At 67.9% G+C, this 18,751-nt stretch carries 19 protein-coding genes; 7 read left to right on the top strand and 12 right to left on the bottom strand.

Annotated features, from left to right (window positions below):
* The first annotated feature begins 43 nt into the window (after positions 1-43).
* Positions 44-610 (top strand): hypothetical protein, encoded by a 567-nt coding sequence (locus JVH1_RS10530; RefSeq protein ID WP_009478185.1) that lies wholly within the window; start codon positions 44-46, stop codon positions 608-610.
* A 141-nt stretch (positions 611-751) separates the two neighbouring features.
* Positions 752-2,350: an ABC-F family ATP-binding cassette domain-containing protein gene (locus tag JVH1_RS10535; RefSeq protein WP_009478184.1), complete on the top strand. Its 1,599-nt coding sequence runs from the start codon at positions 752-754 to the stop codon at positions 2,348-2,350.
* Positions 2,351-2,388: 38 nt separating this feature from the next.
* On the opposite strand, the gene JVH1_RS10540 is transcribed toward JVH1_RS10535, so the two are convergent.
* Both JVH1_RS10540 and JVH1_RS10545 read right to left on the bottom strand, forming a co-directional pair.
* Complete coding sequence (locus tag JVH1_RS10540; protein WP_009478183.1) at positions 2,389-3,345, bottom strand: isopenicillin N synthase family oxygenase; 957 nt, start codon at positions 3,343-3,345, stop codon at positions 2,389-2,391.
* Positions 3,342-3,821: a nucleoside deaminase gene (locus JVH1_RS10545; protein ID WP_009478182.1), complete on the bottom strand. Its 480-nt coding sequence runs from the start codon at positions 3,819-3,821 to the stop codon at positions 3,342-3,344. Before JVH1_RS10545 ends, JVH1_RS10540 begins: the two co-directional genes overlap by 4 nt.
* Before the next feature lie 104 nt (positions 3,822-3,925).
* Here JVH1_RS10545 and JVH1_RS10550 point away from each other — a divergent pair, with 104 nt between their 5' ends.
* A complete protein-coding gene (locus tag JVH1_RS10550; RefSeq protein ID WP_009478181.1) occupies positions 3,926-5,455 on the top strand; it encodes a PucR family transcriptional regulator in 1,530 nt (509 codons plus the stop codon).
* On the opposite strand, the gene JVH1_RS10555 is transcribed toward JVH1_RS10550, so the two are convergent.
* The gene (locus JVH1_RS10555; protein WP_009478180.1) at positions 5,420-6,844 is read right to left on the bottom strand and encodes a cytosine permease; all 1,425 of its coding nucleotides are present in this window, start codon (positions 6,842-6,844) and stop codon (positions 5,420-5,422) included. The two genes, JVH1_RS10550 and JVH1_RS10555, sit on opposite strands and share 36 nt — an antisense overlap.
* 140 nt (positions 6,845-6,984) lie before the next feature.
* Here JVH1_RS10555 and JVH1_RS10560 point away from each other — a divergent pair, with 140 nt between their 5' ends.
* Genes JVH1_RS10560 through JVH1_RS10570 form a run of 3 tightly spaced genes read left to right on the top strand, consistent with a single transcriptional unit; the run spans position 6,985 to position 9,233 of the window.
* The gene (locus JVH1_RS10560) at positions 6,985-7,416 is read left to right on the top strand and encodes a MerR family transcriptional regulator (protein WP_009478179.1); all 432 of its coding nucleotides are present in this window, start codon (positions 6,985-6,987) and stop codon (positions 7,414-7,416) included.
* A complete protein-coding gene (locus JVH1_RS10565; protein ID WP_009478178.1) occupies positions 7,413-8,426 on the top strand; it encodes an aldo/keto reductase in 1,014 nt (337 codons plus the stop codon). Before JVH1_RS10560 ends, JVH1_RS10565 begins: the two co-directional genes overlap by 4 nt.
* The gene (locus JVH1_RS10570; protein ID WP_083849820.1) at positions 8,427-9,233 is read left to right on the top strand and encodes an alpha/beta fold hydrolase; all 807 of its coding nucleotides are present in this window, start codon (positions 8,427-8,429) and stop codon (positions 9,231-9,233) included.
* 3 nt (positions 9,234-9,236) lie between these two features.
* On the opposite strand, the gene JVH1_RS10575 is transcribed toward JVH1_RS10570, so the two are convergent.
* The 4 genes from JVH1_RS10575 to JVH1_RS10590 all read right to left on the bottom strand — a co-directional run bounded on the left by JVH1_RS10575 (position 9,237) and on the right by JVH1_RS10590 (position 13,054).
* Entirely contained in the window at positions 9,237-9,614 is a 378-nt protein-coding gene (locus JVH1_RS10575; protein WP_009478176.1) for a VOC family protein, read from the bottom strand.
* A 69-nt stretch (positions 9,615-9,683) separates the two neighbouring features.
* Entirely contained in the window at positions 9,684-10,919 is a 1,236-nt protein-coding gene (locus JVH1_RS10580; protein WP_009478175.1) for an acyl-CoA dehydrogenase family protein, read from the bottom strand.
* 77 nt (positions 10,920-10,996) lie between these two features.
* Positions 10,997-11,722: an ABC transporter substrate-binding protein gene (locus JVH1_RS10585; protein WP_009478174.1), complete on the bottom strand. Its 726-nt coding sequence runs from the start codon at positions 11,720-11,722 to the stop codon at positions 10,997-10,999.
* 27 nt (positions 11,723-11,749) lie between these two features.
* Positions 11,750-13,054: an esterase family protein gene (locus JVH1_RS10590; protein WP_009478173.1), complete on the bottom strand. Its 1,305-nt coding sequence runs from the start codon at positions 13,052-13,054 to the stop codon at positions 11,750-11,752.
* Positions 13,055-13,121: 67 nt separating this feature from the next.
* Here JVH1_RS10590 and JVH1_RS10595 point away from each other — a divergent pair, with 67 nt between their 5' ends.
* On the top strand, positions 13,122-13,709 hold the full coding sequence (locus JVH1_RS10595) for a phosphoribosylanthranilate isomerase (RefSeq protein ID WP_009478172.1): 588 nt from the start codon (positions 13,122-13,124) through the stop codon (positions 13,707-13,709).
* 1 nt (position 13,710) lies between these two features.
* Here the strand turns inward: JVH1_RS10595 and JVH1_RS10600 are convergent, their stop codons facing one another.
* The 5 genes from JVH1_RS10600 to JVH1_RS10620 all read right to left on the bottom strand — a co-directional run bounded on the left by JVH1_RS10600 (position 13,711) and on the right by JVH1_RS10620 (position 18,664).
* Entirely contained in the window at positions 13,711-14,607 is an 897-nt protein-coding gene (locus JVH1_RS10600; protein WP_041811990.1) for an alpha/beta fold hydrolase, read from the bottom strand.
* A gap of 41 nt (positions 14,608-14,648) precedes the next feature.
* Positions 14,649-15,278: an alpha/beta fold hydrolase gene (locus JVH1_RS10605; protein WP_371112975.1), complete on the bottom strand. Its 630-nt coding sequence runs from the start codon at positions 15,276-15,278 to the stop codon at positions 14,649-14,651.
* A gap of 26 nt (positions 15,279-15,304) precedes the next feature.
* Positions 15,305-16,240: an alpha/beta hydrolase gene (locus JVH1_RS10610; RefSeq protein ID WP_009478169.1), complete on the bottom strand. Its 936-nt coding sequence runs from the start codon at positions 16,238-16,240 to the stop codon at positions 15,305-15,307.
* A gap of 47 nt (positions 16,241-16,287) precedes the next feature.
* Entirely contained in the window at positions 16,288-17,634 is a 1,347-nt protein-coding gene (locus JVH1_RS10615) for an MFS transporter (RefSeq protein WP_043781155.1), read from the bottom strand.
* Between the two features lie 124 nt (positions 17,635-17,758).
* Complete coding sequence (locus JVH1_RS10620; protein ID WP_009478167.1) at positions 17,759-18,664, bottom strand: LysR family transcriptional regulator; 906 nt, start codon at positions 18,662-18,664, stop codon at positions 17,759-17,761.
* Positions 18,665-18,751: the final 87 nt, after the last annotated feature.

An 18,751-nucleotide genomic window follows, 5' to 3' on the forward strand; every position in this document is an offset into this window, starting at 1 on the left:
TGCATCACAGTGATCGCGGCACCAGGGTCCCCAGGAGGACGCCATGAGGAACACACAAGGTCCGGGCCCCCGCCGCTTCGGCCGGCCCGGTGGATGGCAGCAGGCGGATGTCCCCGATGCGAGCGACGCGGCCGAATGGTTCACCGGCCGTCTTCCCGACGACTGGTTCACCGGCCCCGCGACCGTAGAGGTCGACCGCGAGGAGATCGTCGTGGTCGGCGAATTGCCGCCCGTCGAGTCCGCCGACTCCGGTTCGGAGGCCGCGATCGACGGACGCATCTCCCGGTTCCGCGAAACGACCCGGGGCGATCGGATGCGCATCGCCGACGAGGCCGAGAGGCGTTACGGGCGCAAGGTCGCGTGGGGCGTCAGCCTCGACGGCCACAAGACGCTGTTCACTCACCTCGCCGTGCCGGTGATGACCCGGCTCCGCCAGCCCGAACGCAAGGTTCTCGACACGCTCGTCGACGCCGGCGTGGCGCGGTCGCGGTCGGACGCGCTGATGTGGACGGTGCGCCTAGCCGGCCAGCACAGCGAACAGTGGCTCGCCGAGCTCCGCGAAGCCATGGCGAAGGTGGACGAACTCAGGGCCGACGGGCCCCAGATCTAATTCGATTGCGCGGGCATCGGCGGCGTCCTATCGTGAACGTCACCGATGCGCACCGGGCGCGTCAGACAGAGGGGAACGGTCCATTGCTCCTGACGAGGTAGTCACGCGAGTCTTCATCCGCACACACCTCGGGAGTACGCCATGGCCCAGTCATATCTGTCCCTGTCCGACCTCACGTTCACCTGGCCCGACGGCGAGCCGGTCTTCGACGGCCTCGACGCCGTCTTCGGCCCCGGACGCACCGGGGTGGTCGGTCTCAACGGTTCCGGTAAATCCACACTGCTCCGGCTGATCGCCGGGCGCCTGCACCCCGACCGCGGGTCGGTGACGGCGCAGGGCGAGGTGGCGTACCTGCCGCAGGACATCACGCTCGATCCCACGCTGAAGGTCGACCGGATCCTGGGCATCGCCGACCTCCGGGCGGCGTTGCACCGCATCGAGTCCGGCGACGGCACACCCGACGATTTCGATGCCGCGACCGGCCGTTGGGACATCGAGGAGCGGGCGGTCTCGACCCTGCACCGGCTCGGTCTCGAACGTGTGCTCGGCAGCACGTCCGACCTCGATCGCACCGTCGGCACCCTGTCCGGCGGTGAGACGGTGTTGCTCGGCCTCACCGCGCAACTGTTGAAGGAACCGGAGGTGCTGCTCCTCGACGAGCCCACCAACAACCTCGACAGCGCGTCCCGCAGCAAGCTCTACGAGGTGGTGCAACAGTTTCCGGGCACCCTGCTGGTGGTCAGCCACGACCGCGACCTGCTCGATCTCATGAATTCCGTCGCGGAGCTGCGTGGTGGTGAGATCCGCGTGTTCGGCGGGAACTTCAGCGCCTACCAGGAGATCGTCGAGGCGGAGCAGGAGGCCGCGCGGTCGGCGGTGCGCGATGCCCGCAGCGATGTGCAGAAGCAGAAGCGGGAACTCGTCGAGGCCCGCATCAAGATCGACCGTCGTAAGCGGTACGGGCAGAAGATGTTCGAGAACAAGCGCGAACCGAAGATCGTGATGGGGCTGCGGAAGCGTCAGGCGCAGGAATCCGCGGGAAAGCTGCGGAACAACCACATCGCGAAGGTCGACGAAGCGCGGGAGTCGTTGACGGAAGCGGAAAGTGCCCTACGGGACGACCGGGAGGTGCGCATCGACCTCCCGGCCACGCAGGTGCACTCGGGCCAGGAGGTGGTCTCCGTCCGGGACGTGAGCCTGCTCAGCGGACAGGAGGTGTCGCTGGACGTCGTGGGCCCCGAGCGGATCGCCCTCGTCGGACGCAACGGTGTCGGCAAGACGACCCTCCTCGACGCCGTCGTGGCCGCGGGACCGCGGGTTCCGTTCAAGGCGCTGCCGCAGCGACTCGACGTGTTCGACGAATCGCTCACGGTCGCCGAGAACGTGGCCGCGGCGGCGCCTCACGCGTCGCAGGAACAGATCCGTGCCCAGCTGGCCCGGTTCCTGTTCCGGGGCAATGATTCCGACGTGCTCGCATCGGCGCTGTCGGGTGGCGAACGGTTGCGGGCCGCGCTCGCGACCATCCTGCTGGCCGAACCCGCCCCGTGGCTGCTGCTGATGGACGAGCCGACGAACAACCTCGACCTGCCGAGCCTCGCCCACCTCACGCAGGCGCTCCGCAGCTACCGCGGCGCGCTGATCGTGGTCAGCCACGACCGGCAGTTCCTCCACGACATCGGCGTCACCCGGTGGCTGGAACTGACCGACGAGGCCCTTCGGACCCGTGCGCCTTTCGGGTAGCCCCGGCTACCGGAAAGGCGCACGGGCGCCGGAGGCGCCTACAAGGTGATCGCGTCGAGGCGGGTCTTGATGAAGTCCGCCGACGTGACGGGCCCGAGCCCGGCGACGGTTCCGATCGGCGGCTCGAGAGGTGTCACCTGCGCGTCGTGGTTGAGTTCGTAGAAGTAGATGAGCGACACCAGGTCTTCTTCGGGGGCGTCGGCCTGCGGCGGCAGCACGCGGTGTCGGCCCGACGGCCAGCGCTTGCCGCTCCAGTACTCGAGGAGGTCGCCGATGTTGACGGTGAGAGCGTCGGCGTCGTAGGGCGCGTCCGCCCAGCCGCCTTCGTCGGTGTACACCTGGAGTCCGCCTGCGCCGGGTTCCCGGTCCAGGACGGTGACGGTGCCGAAATCGGTGTGCGGCCCGATACGGAACTGGCCCGGTTCCGGCTCCCCCACCGAGGACATCGGCGGGTAGTGGTTGATGTTGCACGTCCACGTCGGGCGGTCCGCGAGTCCGTCGAAGGGGTTGGCGGGCAGTGCGAGTGCCGCCGAGAACAGGGCGAGGAGGTCGTCGGAGAGCCGGCGCATCGCCTCGGTGTAGGTGGTGAGGAGGGCGCGCAGGTCCGCCACTTCGGTGGGCCACACGTTGGGCTTGAACCACACGTCGTCGACGACGGGATCCCCGGTACGCGTCTCGGCCCCGATGGCGAACGTCTCCTTGAGGTCCGGAGGCGTCTCGGTGCCCTCGGCATAGCCGTTGGCCTCCATCCCGGGCCCGATCCAGCCGCGCTCGCCCACGATCGCCGAGTACCGCGCCTTCACCTCTTCCGGGAGTGCGAAGAACCGGCGCGCGGCGGCCCGTACGTCCGCGGCCAGTTCGCGGGTGACTCCGTGGCCGCGGACGAGGAGGAACCCGGCGCGCTGCAGTCCCTCGTCGACGTCCCTGGCGACGGCCGCAGCGGAGGGCCCGCCCGCCCGCCAGAGGGCGATGTCGACGGTGGCGATCGGGGTCATTCGGCTACTCCAATGTCTTCGTTCCAGAGTTCGGGCTGGTTCTCGATGAATTCGGTCATGAGGTCGATGCAGTGCTGATCGCGCAGGACGGTCACGTCCACGCCGTTCTCACGGAGCCATTCGTGACCGCCGGTGAACGTGACGCTCTCCCCCACGACGATCGCACCGATGTTGAACTGCCGGACCAGACCGCTGCAGTACCAGCACGGCGACAGGGTCGTCACCATGATCGTCGAGCGGTAGTCGCGCTGGCGCCCGGCAGCCCGGAACGCGTCCGTCTCACCGTGGACGGACGGATCGGCGTGCTGGACCCGTCGGTTGCGGCCGCTGCCCAGCAGGGATCCGTCGCCGGCGAAGAGTGCGGCCCCGATGGGTATCCCGCCCTCGCGTTTGCCGAGTTCGGCTTCGGCGATCGCCACGGTCAGCAGTTCCTCGGGGTCGAGGGCCATCCGCGCAGGGTTCACAGAGATCGACATGCCTCTACCTTCCGTCTCGGACGCCGCGACCACAACGGACACACTGTGGTAACGAACGGGCCTTAACCTGTACAGACTGTCCGCCTCCCGAGGAGGGTTCGACGATGTCGTTGACCGTGCGCGAGTTGCTCCGGAACCAGTTCGTCAGCGCGAACCCGCAGGTTCTGGCCGGGAAGTCGCAGCTCGGCCGCGCGGTGCGCTGGGTGCATTCCAGTGAGATCTACGAGATAAGCCCGCTGCTGTCCGGCGACGAGTTGCTGCTGACCACCGGGCTGGGGTTGTCCGGTGTGGATCCCGGGACGCGCAGGCACTATCTCCGCGAGGTCGGGGAACGCAATGTCGCGGGCGTGGCGATCGAGCTGGGCCGGACGTTCGACGTCGTTCCTGGTGACATGATCGAAGAGGCGGCCGCCCTGGACCTACCGCTCATCGCGCTCCGGACGGTGGTCCCGTTCATCGAACTCTGCCAGAACGCCAACACCGAGATCATCTCCCGCGAGGTGTCGGCCCTGCGGACCCAGAACGAACTGTCCCGTGTGCTGGAAGCGGAGTTGATGGCAGGCAACGGGGTGGCCCGCTTGCTCGAGCGCATCAGCGAGACGAGCGGCTGCCCGCTGATCGTCACCAGCGGCAGCGGGGCACTGGTCGCGGCGCACGGCGTCGACGACGACCGCGCAGCCTGGGCGGCGGCCGACGCCGGAACCGTCACGGCCACCATCCATTCACGCGACGGCGCGTGGGGGACGTTGACGGCCGGCCCCGGTTCCACGATGAATCCTTCCGTGTTGCGTGCGCTGCTCGAACGATCGACGGCGTCGCTGGGGTTGGCACTGACCTACTCCGGCAGCCTCGCGGGACGTCCCCAGCGCGCCGCGGCCGCGTTGGTGTCGGACCTGCTGGACCGCAGCGACGTTCGGCAGATCGACCTCACGGTGCGAGCCGCCGCGGCGGGGTTCCATCCTGCACCGGGCAACCGGGTGGTCGCGGTCGCCATCGATTCCCCGGGTTCGCGCATCGCGACCCGGTTGCTGGATTCGGCCGCCAAACTGCTCGGGCAGCCGTGCCTGCGTGCGGAGGTGCACGCGAGCACGTTCGGCCTGATCGCGGTCCCCGCGCCCGTGGTCGACCCGGTGGGGACCGCCGTCGACTGCTTTCAGGAATCGTTGGCGTCCAACATCACCGACGGGGTGACGGTGGTGGTCGGCGATCCGTGCGACTTCGCTCCCGGGGACGTCGGCGCCGCGCTGCACACCGCCCGCTCGGGACTGCGCCTCGCGATGTCTGCCCGGCGGTCGTGGTTGGCGGGGCGGGTGGTGACGACGACACGGGAACTCGCCCCCGAACTCGCGCTCGACCGGTTACCTCCCGACGTCCGGGAGCGGATGGTCGCGACAACCATTGCGCCGTTGGTGGAGTGGGATCGAACCCATTCGAGCGACCTGGTCCGCACCCTGGAGGTGCACCTTCGGCACGGGTGCAGCGCCACCAGTTCGGCGTCGGCGCTGCATCTCGGCCGGCAATCGATGTACCAGCGCCTGGAGCGTATCCGGGCGTTGCTCGGATACGACCCGGGTTCGCCGTCGATGTACGGTTCGCTGCTACTTGCCCTGTGCGCCAACAGGTTGGCCACGTGAGATCCTGGCACCGTTGATCGCGAAGTAGAGCGCACCGGCCAGCACGAAGCCGACGAAGAACGTGATGTCGCCGAGTTCGGGTACAGCGCGCACCAAGTAGCCGACGAACTTCTCCTGGTTTGAGAACAACAGGACGGATCCGACGAGGGCGATCACGAACGCGGTCAGACCACCCCAGTTGCTGTACCCGCGGTCGTACAGAAGGTTGTCGATCCGCTGCCCGCGGCGCAGGTACTGGTCGGCGAACATGATCCCCAGCCACGGTCCGATCCAGTAGGCGACGATGAGCAGGAAGGCCTCGTAGCTCGCGGCGGCGTCGGCGAGCGCCCACCACGCCACGAGGAATCCGACGACTCCGAACATCAGGGTGACCATGGCCCGCTGAGTCTTCAGCGGCAACTTCAGTCCGATGGTCACGAAGGCCATCGACCCGGAATACACGTTGAGGGCGTTGGCGGCGACCGCCCCGAGCGCGATGGCGAGCAGCGTCAGGTTCGCCAGTGCCGAGGGAAGATTCGCGGTGAACGCGTCGGTCGGGTTGTCGGAGGACGGTGCGCCGATCGTCACGGAGGCGGCACCGACCACCGACAGTGCGACGCACGAGACGAACAGTCCGGCCGAGGCGAACAGCCCGGTGCGGACCCTCGACACGGTGGCCGGCAGATACCGCGTGTAGTCGGCGGCGTATGGCGTCCACCCGGCGGCATAGCCGAACGCCGTTCCGACGGTGAGGAGGAACCCGCCCATTCCGCCGACACCACCCTCGACCGCCGGCGCGCCCGGGTTCGACTTCGCGAGTACCACCACTGCGGTGATCGCGAAGATCACGGCCAGCACGGGGAACGCGTAACGCTCGAACGCCTGGACCAGGTTGTGCCCGAAGAACGCGAACACGGTCTGGATGACGACGATCACGAGCAGGGACGGCAGGGGCGCCAGACCGGTCAGCGTGTTGAGCGCGAACGCGCCGCTGACACTGTTGGTGGCGAACCAGCCGACGCCGCACATGATCGACATGAACGCCGCCGGAAGGGCGTTGCCCCGATAGCCGAAGCCGAGGCGTCCGAGCACCATCTGCGGAACGCCGTGCGAGGGACCTCGCGCGGACAGAACGTAGTGCGCTGCCGCCCCGAGTCCTGTTCCGAGGACGAGCCCGAGCGTCGCCTGCCAGAACGTCATCCCGAACACCGACACGGACAGGACCCCGATGAAGATCGTGGCGAACTCGAGGTTCGGCGACATCCACGTCCAGAAGAGTTGGCGTGGAGTTCCGTGGCGGACCTCGTGCGGAATGAATTCGTTTCCGCCCGGTTCGACGGCCAGGACGCGGTCGCCGTACTCGCGTTCGGCAGGCGTCGCCTCGCTGCTGGTGCCCTCGGTAATTGCCATAGAAGCACTGTGTTCGCCCAGGCCTGCAGCGACAACCGACAATGTGTCCGTCAAACGGGCTCCCGGTGCGGACAGATCGACGAGGCGGTAGTCGGCCCGGGCCTTGCGTTGGAGTGCACTCCAGGTCGTACGGTTCAGTCATGGCCACCCAGTTGGAGCAGCCGCCCGGAACGTTCGCGAGTATCTCGGAGGTCGCGGCGATCACGGGTCTCACGCAGGACACCCTGCGCTGGTACGAGCGTGAGGGGATGATCCCGACGATCGCGCGGGGTTCGGACCGTCGCCGCCGCTACAGCGAGCGGGACGTGCGGCTGATCGAACTGCTGGTGAAGCTGCGGACGACGGGCATGCCGACCAGTGACATGCAGCGTTTCGCGGTGCTGCTGGCCGGGGGCGCCGAGACCCATGAGCGGCGGTTGGCGCTGCTGCTCGCGCATCGCGAACGGATCCTCGCCCAGCAGGCGAGGCTCGACGAGGCCCTGGCCGCCCTCGACACCAAGGTCGATCACTACCGGGCCCTCATCGCAGGGACCGACGAGGACCCTGCCCGACAACGACGAGGAGAAGCATGACCGACATCGGTACGACAACCCTGGGCGACTCGCTCACCGTCTCCGACATGGGTTTCGGAGGAATGGCTCTCACACCCGTCTACGGCGGGGTGGAACCGGGGAAGGCGCTCGCGACACTGCATCACGCGGTGGATCTCGGAGTGAGTTTCCTCGACACCGCCGACGTGTACGGGGCCGGCGACAACGAGCGGTTGATCGCGCAGTTGCTGAGGGACCGGCGCGAGGAAGTCACGCTGGCAACCAAGTTCGGGATTGTGGGGGATCCGAGGAAGCGGAGCGAGGGCGGCGCCTCGACCCGCGGCGACCGCGCCTATGTCCACGAGTCGGTGGACGCCAGCCTGCGCCGACTCGGCATCGACACGATCGACCTCTACTACCTGCACCGCCCCGACCCGTCGGTTCCGATCGAGGACACCGTCGGTGCGATGGCCGAACTGGTGGCGGCGGGCAAGGTGCGACATCTCGGACTGTCGGAGGTGACGGCCGGGGAGCTGGCGTCCGCGCACGCGGTGCATCCCATCACGGCAGTCCAGTCGGAATGGAGCATCTGGAGCCGCGACGTCGAGGCGCGGATCGTGCCGGCGGCGGCCGCACTGGGTGTCGGGTTCGTCCCCTACTCGCCACTCGGCCGGGGGTTCCTCACCGGGACCGTCACCGGCGTCGACACCTTGGCGCCCAACGACTTCCGACGGACTCTCCCCCGGTTCGCGGCGGGCACGCTGCAGCGGAACCTCGGCGTGGTGGACGCGGTGAATTCGGTCGCAGGCGACCTGGGTGCCAGGCCCGCACAGGTTGCGCTGGCGTGGCTCTACGCGCAAGGCCGCGCGTTCGGACTTCCGGTCGTACCCATCCCCGGAACCCGCAGTGCGGAACGAGTGACGGAGAACGCCGGCGCTCTCGATATCGAACTCGATGCGGAGCAGCTGGCGGTACTGAACTCGGCCGGGGAACACGTGGAGGGTGCGCGTTCGGAGGATCTGCAGTGGGTGTCGGAGGGCCGCGACTTCTGAGTGATGCAGACTGGGCGGGTGCAGCATGCTACGAATCCCGTCGACGGTGTCCGGATCGCGTACAAGACCGTCGGGGACGGCGAGCCCCTCGTTCTCATCCACGGCACGGCGCTCTCGCACGCGATCTGGCGTGGATTCGGCTACGTCGCCGCGCTGCGTGACCGGTACCGGCTGATCCTGGTCGATCTGCGGGGCCACGGGTGCAGCGACAAGCCGCACGACGAGAGCGCGTACGCCATGGAGCTGGTCAGCGGCGACGTTCTAGCGGTCCTCGATCACCTGGATCTTCCGAGCGCGCACGTGCTGGGGTATTCGCTCGGCGGCCGGGTCGCGCTGGCCTTGGCGGTCGGGGCGCCCGAACGGTTGGAGAGCCTGATCGTCGGCGGCGGCAGCAGCCGCCCGCAGGCCGGCGCGTTCGACCGCCTGTTCTTCCCGGGCTGCATCGACGTCCTCGAACGGGACGGCATGGATGCGTTCCTGGCGCAGTGGAATGCCCGGCGCTCGTGGCCGATCGACGCGGGCACCCGGGCGGCGTTCATGGCGAACGACGCGCAGGCGCTCGCCGCGTACATGCGGCGTTCCGGTGTGGAGCCGGGAGTGGACGACGACGTCCTGCGCGGGATCGCCGTCCCCACCCTGTTGTTCGTCGGTTCGAACGACGCCGAGCGGATCGGCGACACCCAGCGGGTGGCGGCGCTGATTCCCGGTGCGTCGCTGACGATCCTGCCCGGTTTCGACCACTCGACGGCGGTGGCCGCGAGCCCCGAGGTGCTCGCGGCCGTCGAGCCGTTCCTCGCCTCGGTGTGACCGCTACATCCATTCGACCAGTTGGATGATCACCCCGTTGGGGTCACTCATCTGGAAGTAGCGTTCGCCCCAGGGCTCGGTTTCGATGGGCGTCACGATCGGGACGCCCTCCGCCTGCAGTCGCTCGTATTCGGCGTCGATACCGTCGACGACGAGCGCGATCAGCAACCCCTGGCCGGCGTCACCGGCGATCCGCGCAGGCTTGAAGGTTTCCAGTCCGGTCTTCAGGAAGACGAGGTTGAAGCCCACGTCCGCACGCTTCAGTGACACGAAGCCCTCGGCGGCCATCTCCTCGACGAAGCCCAGGTGGGACTTGGCGAACTCGGCCGACGCACTGGGGTCTGCGACGTTCAGCGACAGTGCGCTCGCGGTGACCTTCATGGTGGTGTCCTTTCGTTGACGACACCCCACTAACGTACGCCGTACGACATTAGTTCCCGGGCGCCCCCATCACATCGCGAGCAGGCCCTTCGCGATGTGCGTCACCTGGATCTCGTTGCTGCCTGCGTAGATCATCAGCGACTTCGCGTCGCGCGCGAGTTGCTCGACCCGGTACTCGGCCATGTACCCATTGCCGCCGAACAACTGCACCGCCTCCATCGCCACCTCCGTAGCCGCCCGCGAGGAGTAGAGCTTCATCGCCGACGCCTCCGCGAGGCTCACCTGATCGCCCGCCGCGGTGCGTTCGATGGCGTTGAAGACCATGTTCTGCACGTTGATGCGGGCGATTTCCATCTCGGCGAGCTTGAGCTGGATGAGCTGGAACTGGGCGATCTCCTTGCCCCACAACTTGCGGGACTTGGCGTAGTCGATGCACAGCCGGTGACACTCGTTGATGATCCCGAGCGACAGCGACGCGATGCCGATCCGTTCGGCGGCGAAGCTCTCCTTCGCGCTGGACTTGCCGTCGGACTTACCGCCGTCCTCCGTCTCGCCGAGCAGACGGTCGCGGGTGAGGCGCACGTTGTCGAAGAACAGTTCTCCGGTGGGCGAGGAGTTCATGCCCATCTTCTTGAACGGCGCACCCTGAGTGAGCCCCTCCATGCCCGCGTCGAGGACGAAGGCGAGAACCTTCCGGTCGCGGCGGTCGACGGACGAGTCTCCCTCGTCGAGCTTCGCGTAGACGATGATGACGTCGGCGTAGGGACCGTTGGTGATGAACGTCTTCTGCCCGTTGAGGATGTAGTCGTCACCGTCGCGGCGCACGTACGACTTCATGCCGCCGAACGCGTCCGAGCCGGAGTCGGGCTCGGTGATGGCCCACGCTCCGACCTTCTCGAACGTGACCAGGCCGGGCAGCCACCGCTCCTTCTGCGCCAGCGTCCCGCGACTGCGGATGGTGCCCGCCGCCAGCCCGAGGCTCACCCCGAGCGAGGCAACGAGCCCGAGGCTGACGCCGGCCAACTCGGCGTTCATGATCACGCCCATGCTGCCCGCACCGCCGAGCCCGCCGGACTTCTCTTCCTTCGCGCCGGACGCGGCCCCACTGCGTTCGCGGTCCAGCGACTTCGTCAGCGCATCACGGGCCATCTCGTCCAGACCGAAGGTGGCGAAGAGTTTGCGGATGATGTCGAACGGAGGCAGCTCACCGGTCTCCAACTTGTCGACGTGCGGTCGAATTTCCTTGTCGATGAAACCGCGGATCGCGTCGCGGAACATCAGGTCGGTATCTGACCACTCATACATGCCGGGCACTCCAGTCACTGAGAGAAAGGGTTGCCGCAAATATAGAACACGTTCCTATTCTTGGACAGGTGTGCCGGTCAGAACGAGCTGCCGTCCGTTTCACCGATCCCGAGCCACGTCGACCTCAGCCGGTCGAGGGTGCCGTCCGCGGCCAGGGTGCGCTGCGCCGACTCGATACGTTCGCGCAGCGCGTCATCACCCGTGCGCACAGCGACAGCGATCTCCTCGCGGGAGATTCCTCGTTCGACCACCTCCACGTGCGGGCGGTCCCGGACGAGCCAGGTGAGGACAGGCGCGAGCTTCATCACCGCATCGCACCCGCCCGAGGACAGATCGTCGAGAGCCTGCCCGATCCGGTCGTACGCGTACACCCGGATCGCGCCCGCGCGACCCTCCGCAACCAGTCCCTCCACGATCGGCTGACTCGTGTTGCCGTGCTGGACACCGACGGTGAGACCGCCCAGGTCGTCCACCCCGCGCACTCCCGGATGCCGCGACGTGTCGACGGCGAGGGACTGACCCGACACGAGGTACGGAGCGCAGAAATCCGCGCGCGCCCTCCGCTGCGGCGTCACAGTGGTTCCCGAGGCGATGCAGTCGAATTCACCGTCCGCCAGCGCATCGAAGATGCCGTTGAAGTCGGTGCCCCGGTACGGGACGAGCAACCATTCGAGGCCGAGCACCTGCGCGACGGCCCGCGTGAACTCGACATCGAAACCCGCCGGAGCCCCGCCGTCCCGGAACTCGAACGGCGGGTCGGGCAACGCCGAACCCACCCGCAGTATGTGCGCTGCCGCCGTCATCCCATCCCTCTCCGCCGCGACGAGTGCCTACGAGCCGATCAGCCCCAACCGCTGTGCCAGCCACGGCAGTTCCTTCTCCAGTCCGGCAGACCACACCGCGAAGCTGTGCCCGCCCGGCACTTCCACGTACTGCACGTCCATGCCCGCGTTCTTCGCGGCCTGATAGACCTTCTGGGCCCCCGGCTTGTAGGCGTCGTCGTCGCTGCCGATCACGAAGACCCCGGCCGAATCCGGGTACTGCTTCGACGCCATCAGATCGAGTGGATTGACCCGCTTGAACGCCGCCTCGTCACCGCCGAATCCGTCGTCGAGGGTGCGCTGGTGGTCGCCGAGCGTGGGTTCTTCCTGACCCGAGATGTCGAGGAACGTCGGGTACACGTCGGGATAGTTGGTGGCCAACTGCAGCGAACACGTGCCGCCGTAGGAGAGGCCGCCGATGGCCCACGCCTTGGGGTCCGGATTCACCTGCAGGTTCGACTTCACCCAGGACGGAACGTCCTTCGCCAGATACGTGGCCACGTTGCCCAGCTTCGAATCGACACACAGAGGGTTCGCGATCTGCGAGCCGGTGCCGTCCGCCACCACCACGATCGGGGCCAGTCCCCCGTGTTTCGCGGCGAATTCGTTCATCGTGGTGGCGAGCTTGCCTCCGGCGAACCAGTCCTCCGGCGAACCGGGCTGACCGGCCAGCATCACGAGCACCGGCAGCAGGGGGCGCGGGTTGGCGAAGTAGGCGGGCGGGAGGTAGATCTCGGCATCGCGGGCGGCGAACCCCGACGCCGTTCCGGGGATGCCCGCCGTCAGGACCCGTCCCTCGCTCGGCATTCCGGGCGGGGCGGTCCACGACGAGTCCAGAGGCGTTCCCGTCACCACGTTCTCGGCGGTGCTGCCGAGGTCGTTCATCTGAACCCGGTCGAACGGCTCCGCCCCGAATGCCGTGCCCACCGTGGGGTAGGCGTCGAACACCAGGTTGATCTGCGTCGCGGACGCGAGAAGCACGGCGAGTACCGCGAGAACCGACACGACGGCGGCTTTCACCGTCCGGCCGGCGCGAATCCTCGGCACGAACAGGACGATCGCGAAGAGCCCCAGTCCGATCCACACGTAGATGGGGATCTCGATGGGGTCGGGGAACGGCCGGAGAACCTTCTCGACCATCACGTAGAGGACGACGGTGACGACCACCGACACGGCCAGGCAGATCGGAATCGCCTTCCTGCGGTACCACGGGGTGCGGGCGGCGAGCAGCCACACGCCGCCGAGCACACCGATCACCGTGAGGATCCAGGGCAGAGGCCCTGAGATCACGCTGAGGTCGCTGAGCCATTCCACGTCACGAAGCCTAGAGCGCGAACCCGCGCTGCGTCGGCGACTCGGAGCGACCGGTAAAATTGCCGGGGTGACATTCATCAAGGTGTGCGGTCTGCGAGACGAGACCTCCGTCGATCTGGCCGTGCGCCTCGGCGTCGACGCCGTGGGTTTCGTGTTCGCCGACAGCGTCCGCCGGATTTCCCCCGCGGACGCCGGGCCGCTGGTCCGCCGGGTCACCGGTCACACGGTCGCGGTGGGTGTGTTCAAGGGGAGTCCCGTGTCGGAGGTGATCGAGGTCGCCGCCGCGGCGGGTCTCGGAACCGTCCAGGTGCACGACCTGACGTCCGCCGACGACGTCGCCCGGTTGCGGGAGGCGGGGCTCGGCGTGATCCGTGCCGTGGTCGCCGGTGACACGTCGGGCGATTTCGGCGCCGACCGCATCCTCGTCGACGGGGCGACCGCCGGGGCGGGCGAGCCCTGGGACTGGGCGAACCAGAGCCGTCCCGACGGCGAGTGGATCCTCGCCGGCGGACTTCATCCGGGCAACGTGCGGGCCGCCGTCGACGCGACCGGCGCGTGGGGCGTCGACGTGTCGAGCGGCGTCGAATCGTCGCGTGGAGTGAAGGATGCGGCGCTGATCGAGCAGTTCGTCGCCGCCGTCCGGTCCGGCGACTGAGTCAGCCCGGCATCCCGGCCACGGAATCTTCGACGTCCCACGACGCGAGCACCGTCCGGATGCCCACGACGAGCGCGAGCGGCTGGTCGATCATCACGTGGTGTCCGGCGTCGGGGATTTCGACGACCACCGCGGTGGGCCCGAATCGACGGCGCATGTCGTCCATCATGGCCTCGGTGACGATGCCGTTCTCGGCACGGAAGTAGGCGATGCGGCAGCGTGGGTCGGATCCGCCGAGGTGGTTGCTGCTGTGGCGCGCGAAGAACGTGGAATCGAACTTCCACGACCAGCCGCCGTCCACCTCCTCCATCGAGTTCTCGGCGACGTGACGCAGGACCGCGGGCACCGCGGTGTCCTGCGGCGGGACGAACCGGAACCGCTCGAGCGCCTCGGCCCTGGACGGGTAGACCTTCTTCGGACCGAAGGCACGCTGCTTGCGCGCTTCCTCCTCCTCCGGTGTGCGGGCGAGGACGGGCGAATCGATCAGCTGGACACCGGCCAGATCCTCGCCGAACAGCTGCGCTGCCACGTAGGACACCATGCCGCCCATGCTGTGCCCGACGAACACCGGCGCCCCCGAGATGCCCGCCGGCTTCGCCACCGCCAGGGCTTCCTCCGCCCACTGCTCCAGGCCGTACTCCGCGCGCCGGTCGCTGTCGCCGTGCCCGGTCAGGTCGAGTGCGACGACGCGACGGCCCGTGGCCAGCATGGGTGCCACATGGTCCCACCACCGACTGTGGGCGGCGCCGCCGTGCACGAGCACGATTCCGGGTGAGCCCGACGGCCCCCACGCACGGTAGTGGACCTGCGCCCCTGCGACGTCGACTCGGCCGGTGTCGACCGGCGACGCCAACGCCGTGGTGAACCAGTGGGGCGCGTCCGTCTGCACGTTGCTCATTCACCGAACATACCGACGACGCGCGGCCGTCCTCGACCGCCCTACAGAAGGTCGAGCATGGCCGTGACCGCGCGTTCGACCACCGGGAACTTGTCCGGGGCCAGGTCGTGGCGGGCCCCCTCGAGTTCGACGAGCGTCGTCGGTGCGGGGATCAGTTCGAGTGCCGACCGCATTTCACCGGTGGTCGCGAACGGGTCCTTCGAACCGTGCACCACCACGGACGGGGTGCGGAGACCGGGCAGGTGCTCGGTCCGGAGCTTCTCCGGCTTGGCCGGTGGATGCAGCGGGTACGACAGCAACAACAGGGCGTCGACGAGACCCGGTCGCTCCGAAGCGAGCATGGACGCCTGCCGCCCGCCGTACGAGTGCCCGCCTGCCCACACCGGCGCCGACACCAGCTCCCGCATCACGGCCACCGCGGCCGCGATGCCGTCCCGATCCTCCGCCGCCTTCGACGGATGCGGAGGACCCGACGCGCGGCGCTGACGGAACGGGAGATCGAACCGCAGGACGACGACGCCCCGCTCCACGAACCCGTCGGTCACGGCACGCAACAGCTTTGTGTCGCAGTCACTTCCCGCTCCATGCGTCAGAACCAGCCCCGCCACCCCGTCACCCGTGGGGCGGTGGAGATGTCCGCGCACGCTCTCACGTTCCAGCAACTCGCTCATGCGGTTCACGGTAGTGGAATGTCGAGCTACTCCGGGGTGAGCAACTCCGCGAGTTCCTCGCACAGCTGGTTCGCGAGGTCGTTGGCGCGTGGCACGACGCCCATGCTCCAGTACCCGTGCAGCATGCCCGGCGAGATCCGGAGTCGCACCGGCACGCCGGCGGCCTCCAGCGCAGCGGCGTACGCGGGGGCGTGATCTCGGAGCGGATCGCATTCGGCCCCGCACACGATGGCGGGTGCCACCCCCGTCAGATCGCCCTCGATCGGCGAGACGCGGGGGTCCGTTGACAGTCTGCGGTCTTCGAGGTAGCCGGCCCCCATGTCCTCGTTTGCCGGCATCCTGAGGAAATACCCGTCGGCGAGTTCGTCCATCGACGGGTAACGCTTCGCGAAATGCACCGGCACGTACAGCAGCAGTTGTGCCTGCAGCGGAAGTTGCGCGTCGCGGGCCGCCAAGGCCACCGACGCCGCGAGATTGGCGCCCGCGCTGTCTCCGGCGACGGCAACTCGGGACGCGTCGCCGCCCAGCTGATCGATGGTGTCGTGGATCCAGTGGAGCGATGCCAGGCAGTCGTCGTAGCCGGCCGGGAACGGGTGTTCCGGCGCCAGCCGGTAGTCGACGGCGACGACGACGGAGCCGGTTCGAGCGCAGACGCGTCGAGCGTGTGACTCGTGCGAGTCGAGGCCGCCCATCACCCAGCCACCGCCGTGCAGGTACAGGACGGTCGGCAGGGTCGACTCCTCCGTGTCCGGCCGGTAGATCCGGGCGGGGATGCCGCCGGCAGGACCCGGGACGGTGACGTTCTCGACTTCTCGCACCTCGAGCAGTTCGGGTTCGAAGTAGAGGGCACGCATCTCCTCGATGCGCTTGCGGGCGCCTTCGATCGTCGTCTGCGGACCTGCGGCGGCGTCCCAGTCGTTCAACTTGTCCAGTAGTACGGCCATGTCGGGGTCGAGCGTCATGATTCTCCTCGTGATGGGGAACCGCACCGAGGCGGTTCGGGGAACGATTACTTCTTGCCCAGGTCGGTGATCGCGACGCTGCCCGTCTCCGGGGCGGTCACCGCCGAGAGGCCGGCCACCAGCAGGCAGACGGAGCCGAACGCGGCCACCGGTATCCACCCGTGCGTGCCGGTTCCGAGCAGCGCATAGCCGATGCTCGGGGCGAAGCCCGCGAAGGCGAACCCGATCTGCGTCGAGATGGCGATGCCGGAGAACCGCACTCGGGTATCGAACATTTCCGCGAAGAAGGTCGGACCGACACCGCTGACACCGGAGGCGGCGGCACCGAAGAAGGCCGACACCGCGAAGATCAGGGGAACGGAACCGATGCTCATCGCCTCGAAGTAGAAGAAGAACGCGGCGATGGCGCCGACGATTCCGGCGAGATACACGGGCCGGCGGCCGATCCGGTCTCCCAGCATCGCCCAGAGGGGAATTGCGAACAGCTGCATGATGTTTGCGATGACGCCCGCCCACAGCAGGGTCTGCCGTTCGAGCCCGGCCTCACCGGTACCGTAGGCGAGCGCGAAGACCGTCATGATCGTGCCCGACACGGCGAAGAGCGAGCACGCGATCACCCGGAGCATCTGCAGCCGATAGTTCGTGAACAGTTCGACGACGGGTATCTCGACCAGCTCGTTGTCGCGTTCCGCCTCCCGGAACACCGGTGTCTCCTCCATCGTCCGGCGGACGAACAGCGCGACGATCGTCAGGATTCCGCTGACGAGGAACGGGATTCGCCATCCCCACGTCATCAGCATGTCCTCGGGCAGCGCGGCGACGGGGATGAACACCAGGGTCGCGATGAGCTGGCCCGCCTGGGTGCCGCTCATCGTGAAGCTGGTGTAGAACGCCCTCGAACCCTCCGGGGAATGCTCGAGGGTCAGCGAATTGGCGCCACTCTGCTCGCCCGCCGCCGACGCGCCCTGCATGAGCCGTAGGACCACCAGCAGGATCGGCGCCGCGATCCCGATGCTCCCGAAGCCCGGCAGGCATCCGATGAGGAACGTCGAGACACCCATCAGGACCAGGGTGAAGACGAGCACACGCTTGCGCCCGATGCGGTCGCCGTAGTGTCCGAGCGCGACGGCCCCGATCGGGCGGGCGATGTATCCGACGCCGAATGTCGCCAGTGCCGCCAACGTGCCGGTCGCCGGACTCTCCGACGGAAAGAAGACCGTCGGGAAGATCAGGGCGGCCGCCGACCCATAGATGAAGAAGTCGTAGTACTCGACGAGGCTGCCGAGGAAACTCGCGAAAGCCGCCTTGCGCGGCTGACGCGCAGGCACACTCGCCGGGGTACCGACAGGCTGCTGCGCGTCCGGGTGCGCAGCAGAACCAGCTCGTACGCTCATGGGAGGCCTTTCGGACCGGAGTGGAGGTGATGACGTGCCGCGGATCACACCACCGCTGCGCCGACGACTCTGCCAAACCCCTTCATCACCGTCCAAGATCAACTTGGCATACTTTTGATAAGCTCTACTTATCGATCCCGTGGATCGTCGGCATGAGCTCCTCCGCGAGCGCAAGGACGGTCTCGAGCAACGGTGTCAGGGGCCTGTCCGCCCACGCCAGTGCCCCGCGGATTCGGTGGCGGCCGCCGTCCGTGGGCACGACGACGGCGTCGGCCGCTCCGGCGCGATGAGAACTCACCGGGATGAGTGACACCCCCACGCCGGCCGCGACCAGTGCGGTCAGCGTCGATCCATCCGACGTTTCCTGCGCGATCTCCGGCGTGAACCCCGCGTCGTGGCATGCGGCCAGCACGTCCAGACGAAGTGTGGATCCCGACGACGCGGGGTTGGTGACGAACGGATCGTCGCGCAGTTCGGACAGCGAGATCTCCGAGCGTTTCGCCAGTCGGTGGTCGGCATGGAGCAGCGCCCCCAGTGGCTCGATCGAGATCACTCTCGTCCGAATCTCGGGATGCGACAGAGCCGCCGAGACGAAACCGAGATCGAGCTTGCCGGAATAGATGTCGTCGAGGATCAGCCCGCTCGGCCTCGCCCCGTCGAGAACCAGCTCGAGCTTCGGATACCTCTTGCGCACGGTCCGCGCGAACAGGGGCAGCTTCGACTGTCCGTAGGCACCGCTGAATCCGACCCGCACACGCCCCTCCTCCGCGGGATTGCCCGCCGACGCCGACTGCTCGGCCCAGGCAACTGCTTTCATGGCGGCCCGGCAGGGTTCGAGAAATTGCTCGCCCGCGGCGGTCAGCCGAATCGGTCTCGTACCGCGGTCGAACAGCTTCACTCCGAGATGCCTCTCCAGCTGCTGGATCTGCTGGCTGACCGCGGGCTGGGCTATGCGTAACGACTCGGCCGCCCGGCCGTAGTTCGACACCTCGGCTACGGCGAGGAACGCGCGCATCCAGCGGATCTCCATGCCCGCACCCTATGTCGTGTCGAAATACGAGGTTGATTGCGATTGGCTCTCGGTCTGTTTGCCGGGTTTCAGCGCGGGGTACCTTAA

Source organism: Rhodococcus sp. JVH1, assembly GCF_000280725.2.
Taxonomy (GTDB): Bacteria; Actinomycetota; Actinomycetes; order Mycobacteriales; family Mycobacteriaceae; genus Rhodococcus_F; species Rhodococcus_F jostii_A.

Coding starts and splice junctions, on each gene's coding strand:
- JVH1_RS10530 (WP_009478185.1), top strand. CDS start 44: ATGAGGAACACACAAGGTCCGGGCCCCCGCCGCTTCGGCCGGCCCGGT.
- JVH1_RS10535 (WP_009478184.1), top strand. CDS start 752: ATGGCCCAGTCATATCTGTCCCTGTCCGACCTCACGTTCACCTGGCCC.
- JVH1_RS10540 (WP_009478183.1), bottom strand. CDS start 3,345: ATGACCCCGATCGCCACCGTCGACATCGCCCTCTGGCGGGCGGGCGGG.
- JVH1_RS10545 (WP_009478182.1), bottom strand. CDS start 3,821: ATGTCGATCTCTGTGAACCCTGCGCGGATGGCCCTCGACCCCGAGGAA.
- JVH1_RS10550 (WP_009478181.1), top strand. CDS start 3,926: ATGTCGTTGACCGTGCGCGAGTTGCTCCGGAACCAGTTCGTCAGCGCG.
- JVH1_RS10555 (WP_009478180.1), bottom strand. CDS start 6,844: ATGGCAATTACCGAGGGCACCAGCAGCGAGGCGACGCCTGCCGAACGC.
- JVH1_RS10560 (WP_009478179.1), top strand. CDS start 6,985: ATGGCCACCCAGTTGGAGCAGCCGCCCGGAACGTTCGCGAGTATCTCG.
- JVH1_RS10565 (WP_009478178.1), top strand. CDS start 7,413: ATGACCGACATCGGTACGACAACCCTGGGCGACTCGCTCACCGTCTCC.
- JVH1_RS10575 (WP_009478176.1), bottom strand. CDS start 9,614: ATGAAGGTCACCGCGAGCGCACTGTCGCTGAACGTCGCAGACCCCAGT.
- JVH1_RS10580 (WP_009478175.1), bottom strand. CDS start 10,919: ATGTATGAGTGGTCAGATACCGACCTGATGTTCCGCGACGCGATCCGC.
- JVH1_RS10585 (WP_009478174.1), bottom strand. CDS start 11,722: ATGACGGCGGCAGCGCACATACTGCGGGTGGGTTCGGCGTTGCCCGAC.
- JVH1_RS10600 (WP_041811990.1), bottom strand. CDS start 14,607: ATGAGCAACGTGCAGACGGACGCGCCCCACTGGTTCACCACGGCGTTG.
- JVH1_RS10605 (WP_371112975.1), bottom strand. CDS start 15,278: ATGAGCGAGTTGCTGGAACGTGAGAGCGTGCGCGGACATCTCCACCGC.
- JVH1_RS10610 (WP_009478169.1), bottom strand. CDS start 16,240: ATGACGCTCGACCCCGACATGGCCGTACTACTGGACAAGTTGAACGAC.
- JVH1_RS10615 (WP_043781155.1), bottom strand. CDS start 17,634: ATGAGCGTACGAGCTGGTTCTGCTGCGCACCCGGACGCGCAGCAGCCT.
- JVH1_RS10620 (WP_009478167.1), bottom strand. CDS start 18,664: ATGGAGATCCGCTGGATGCGCGCGTTCCTCGCCGTAGCCGAGGTGTCG.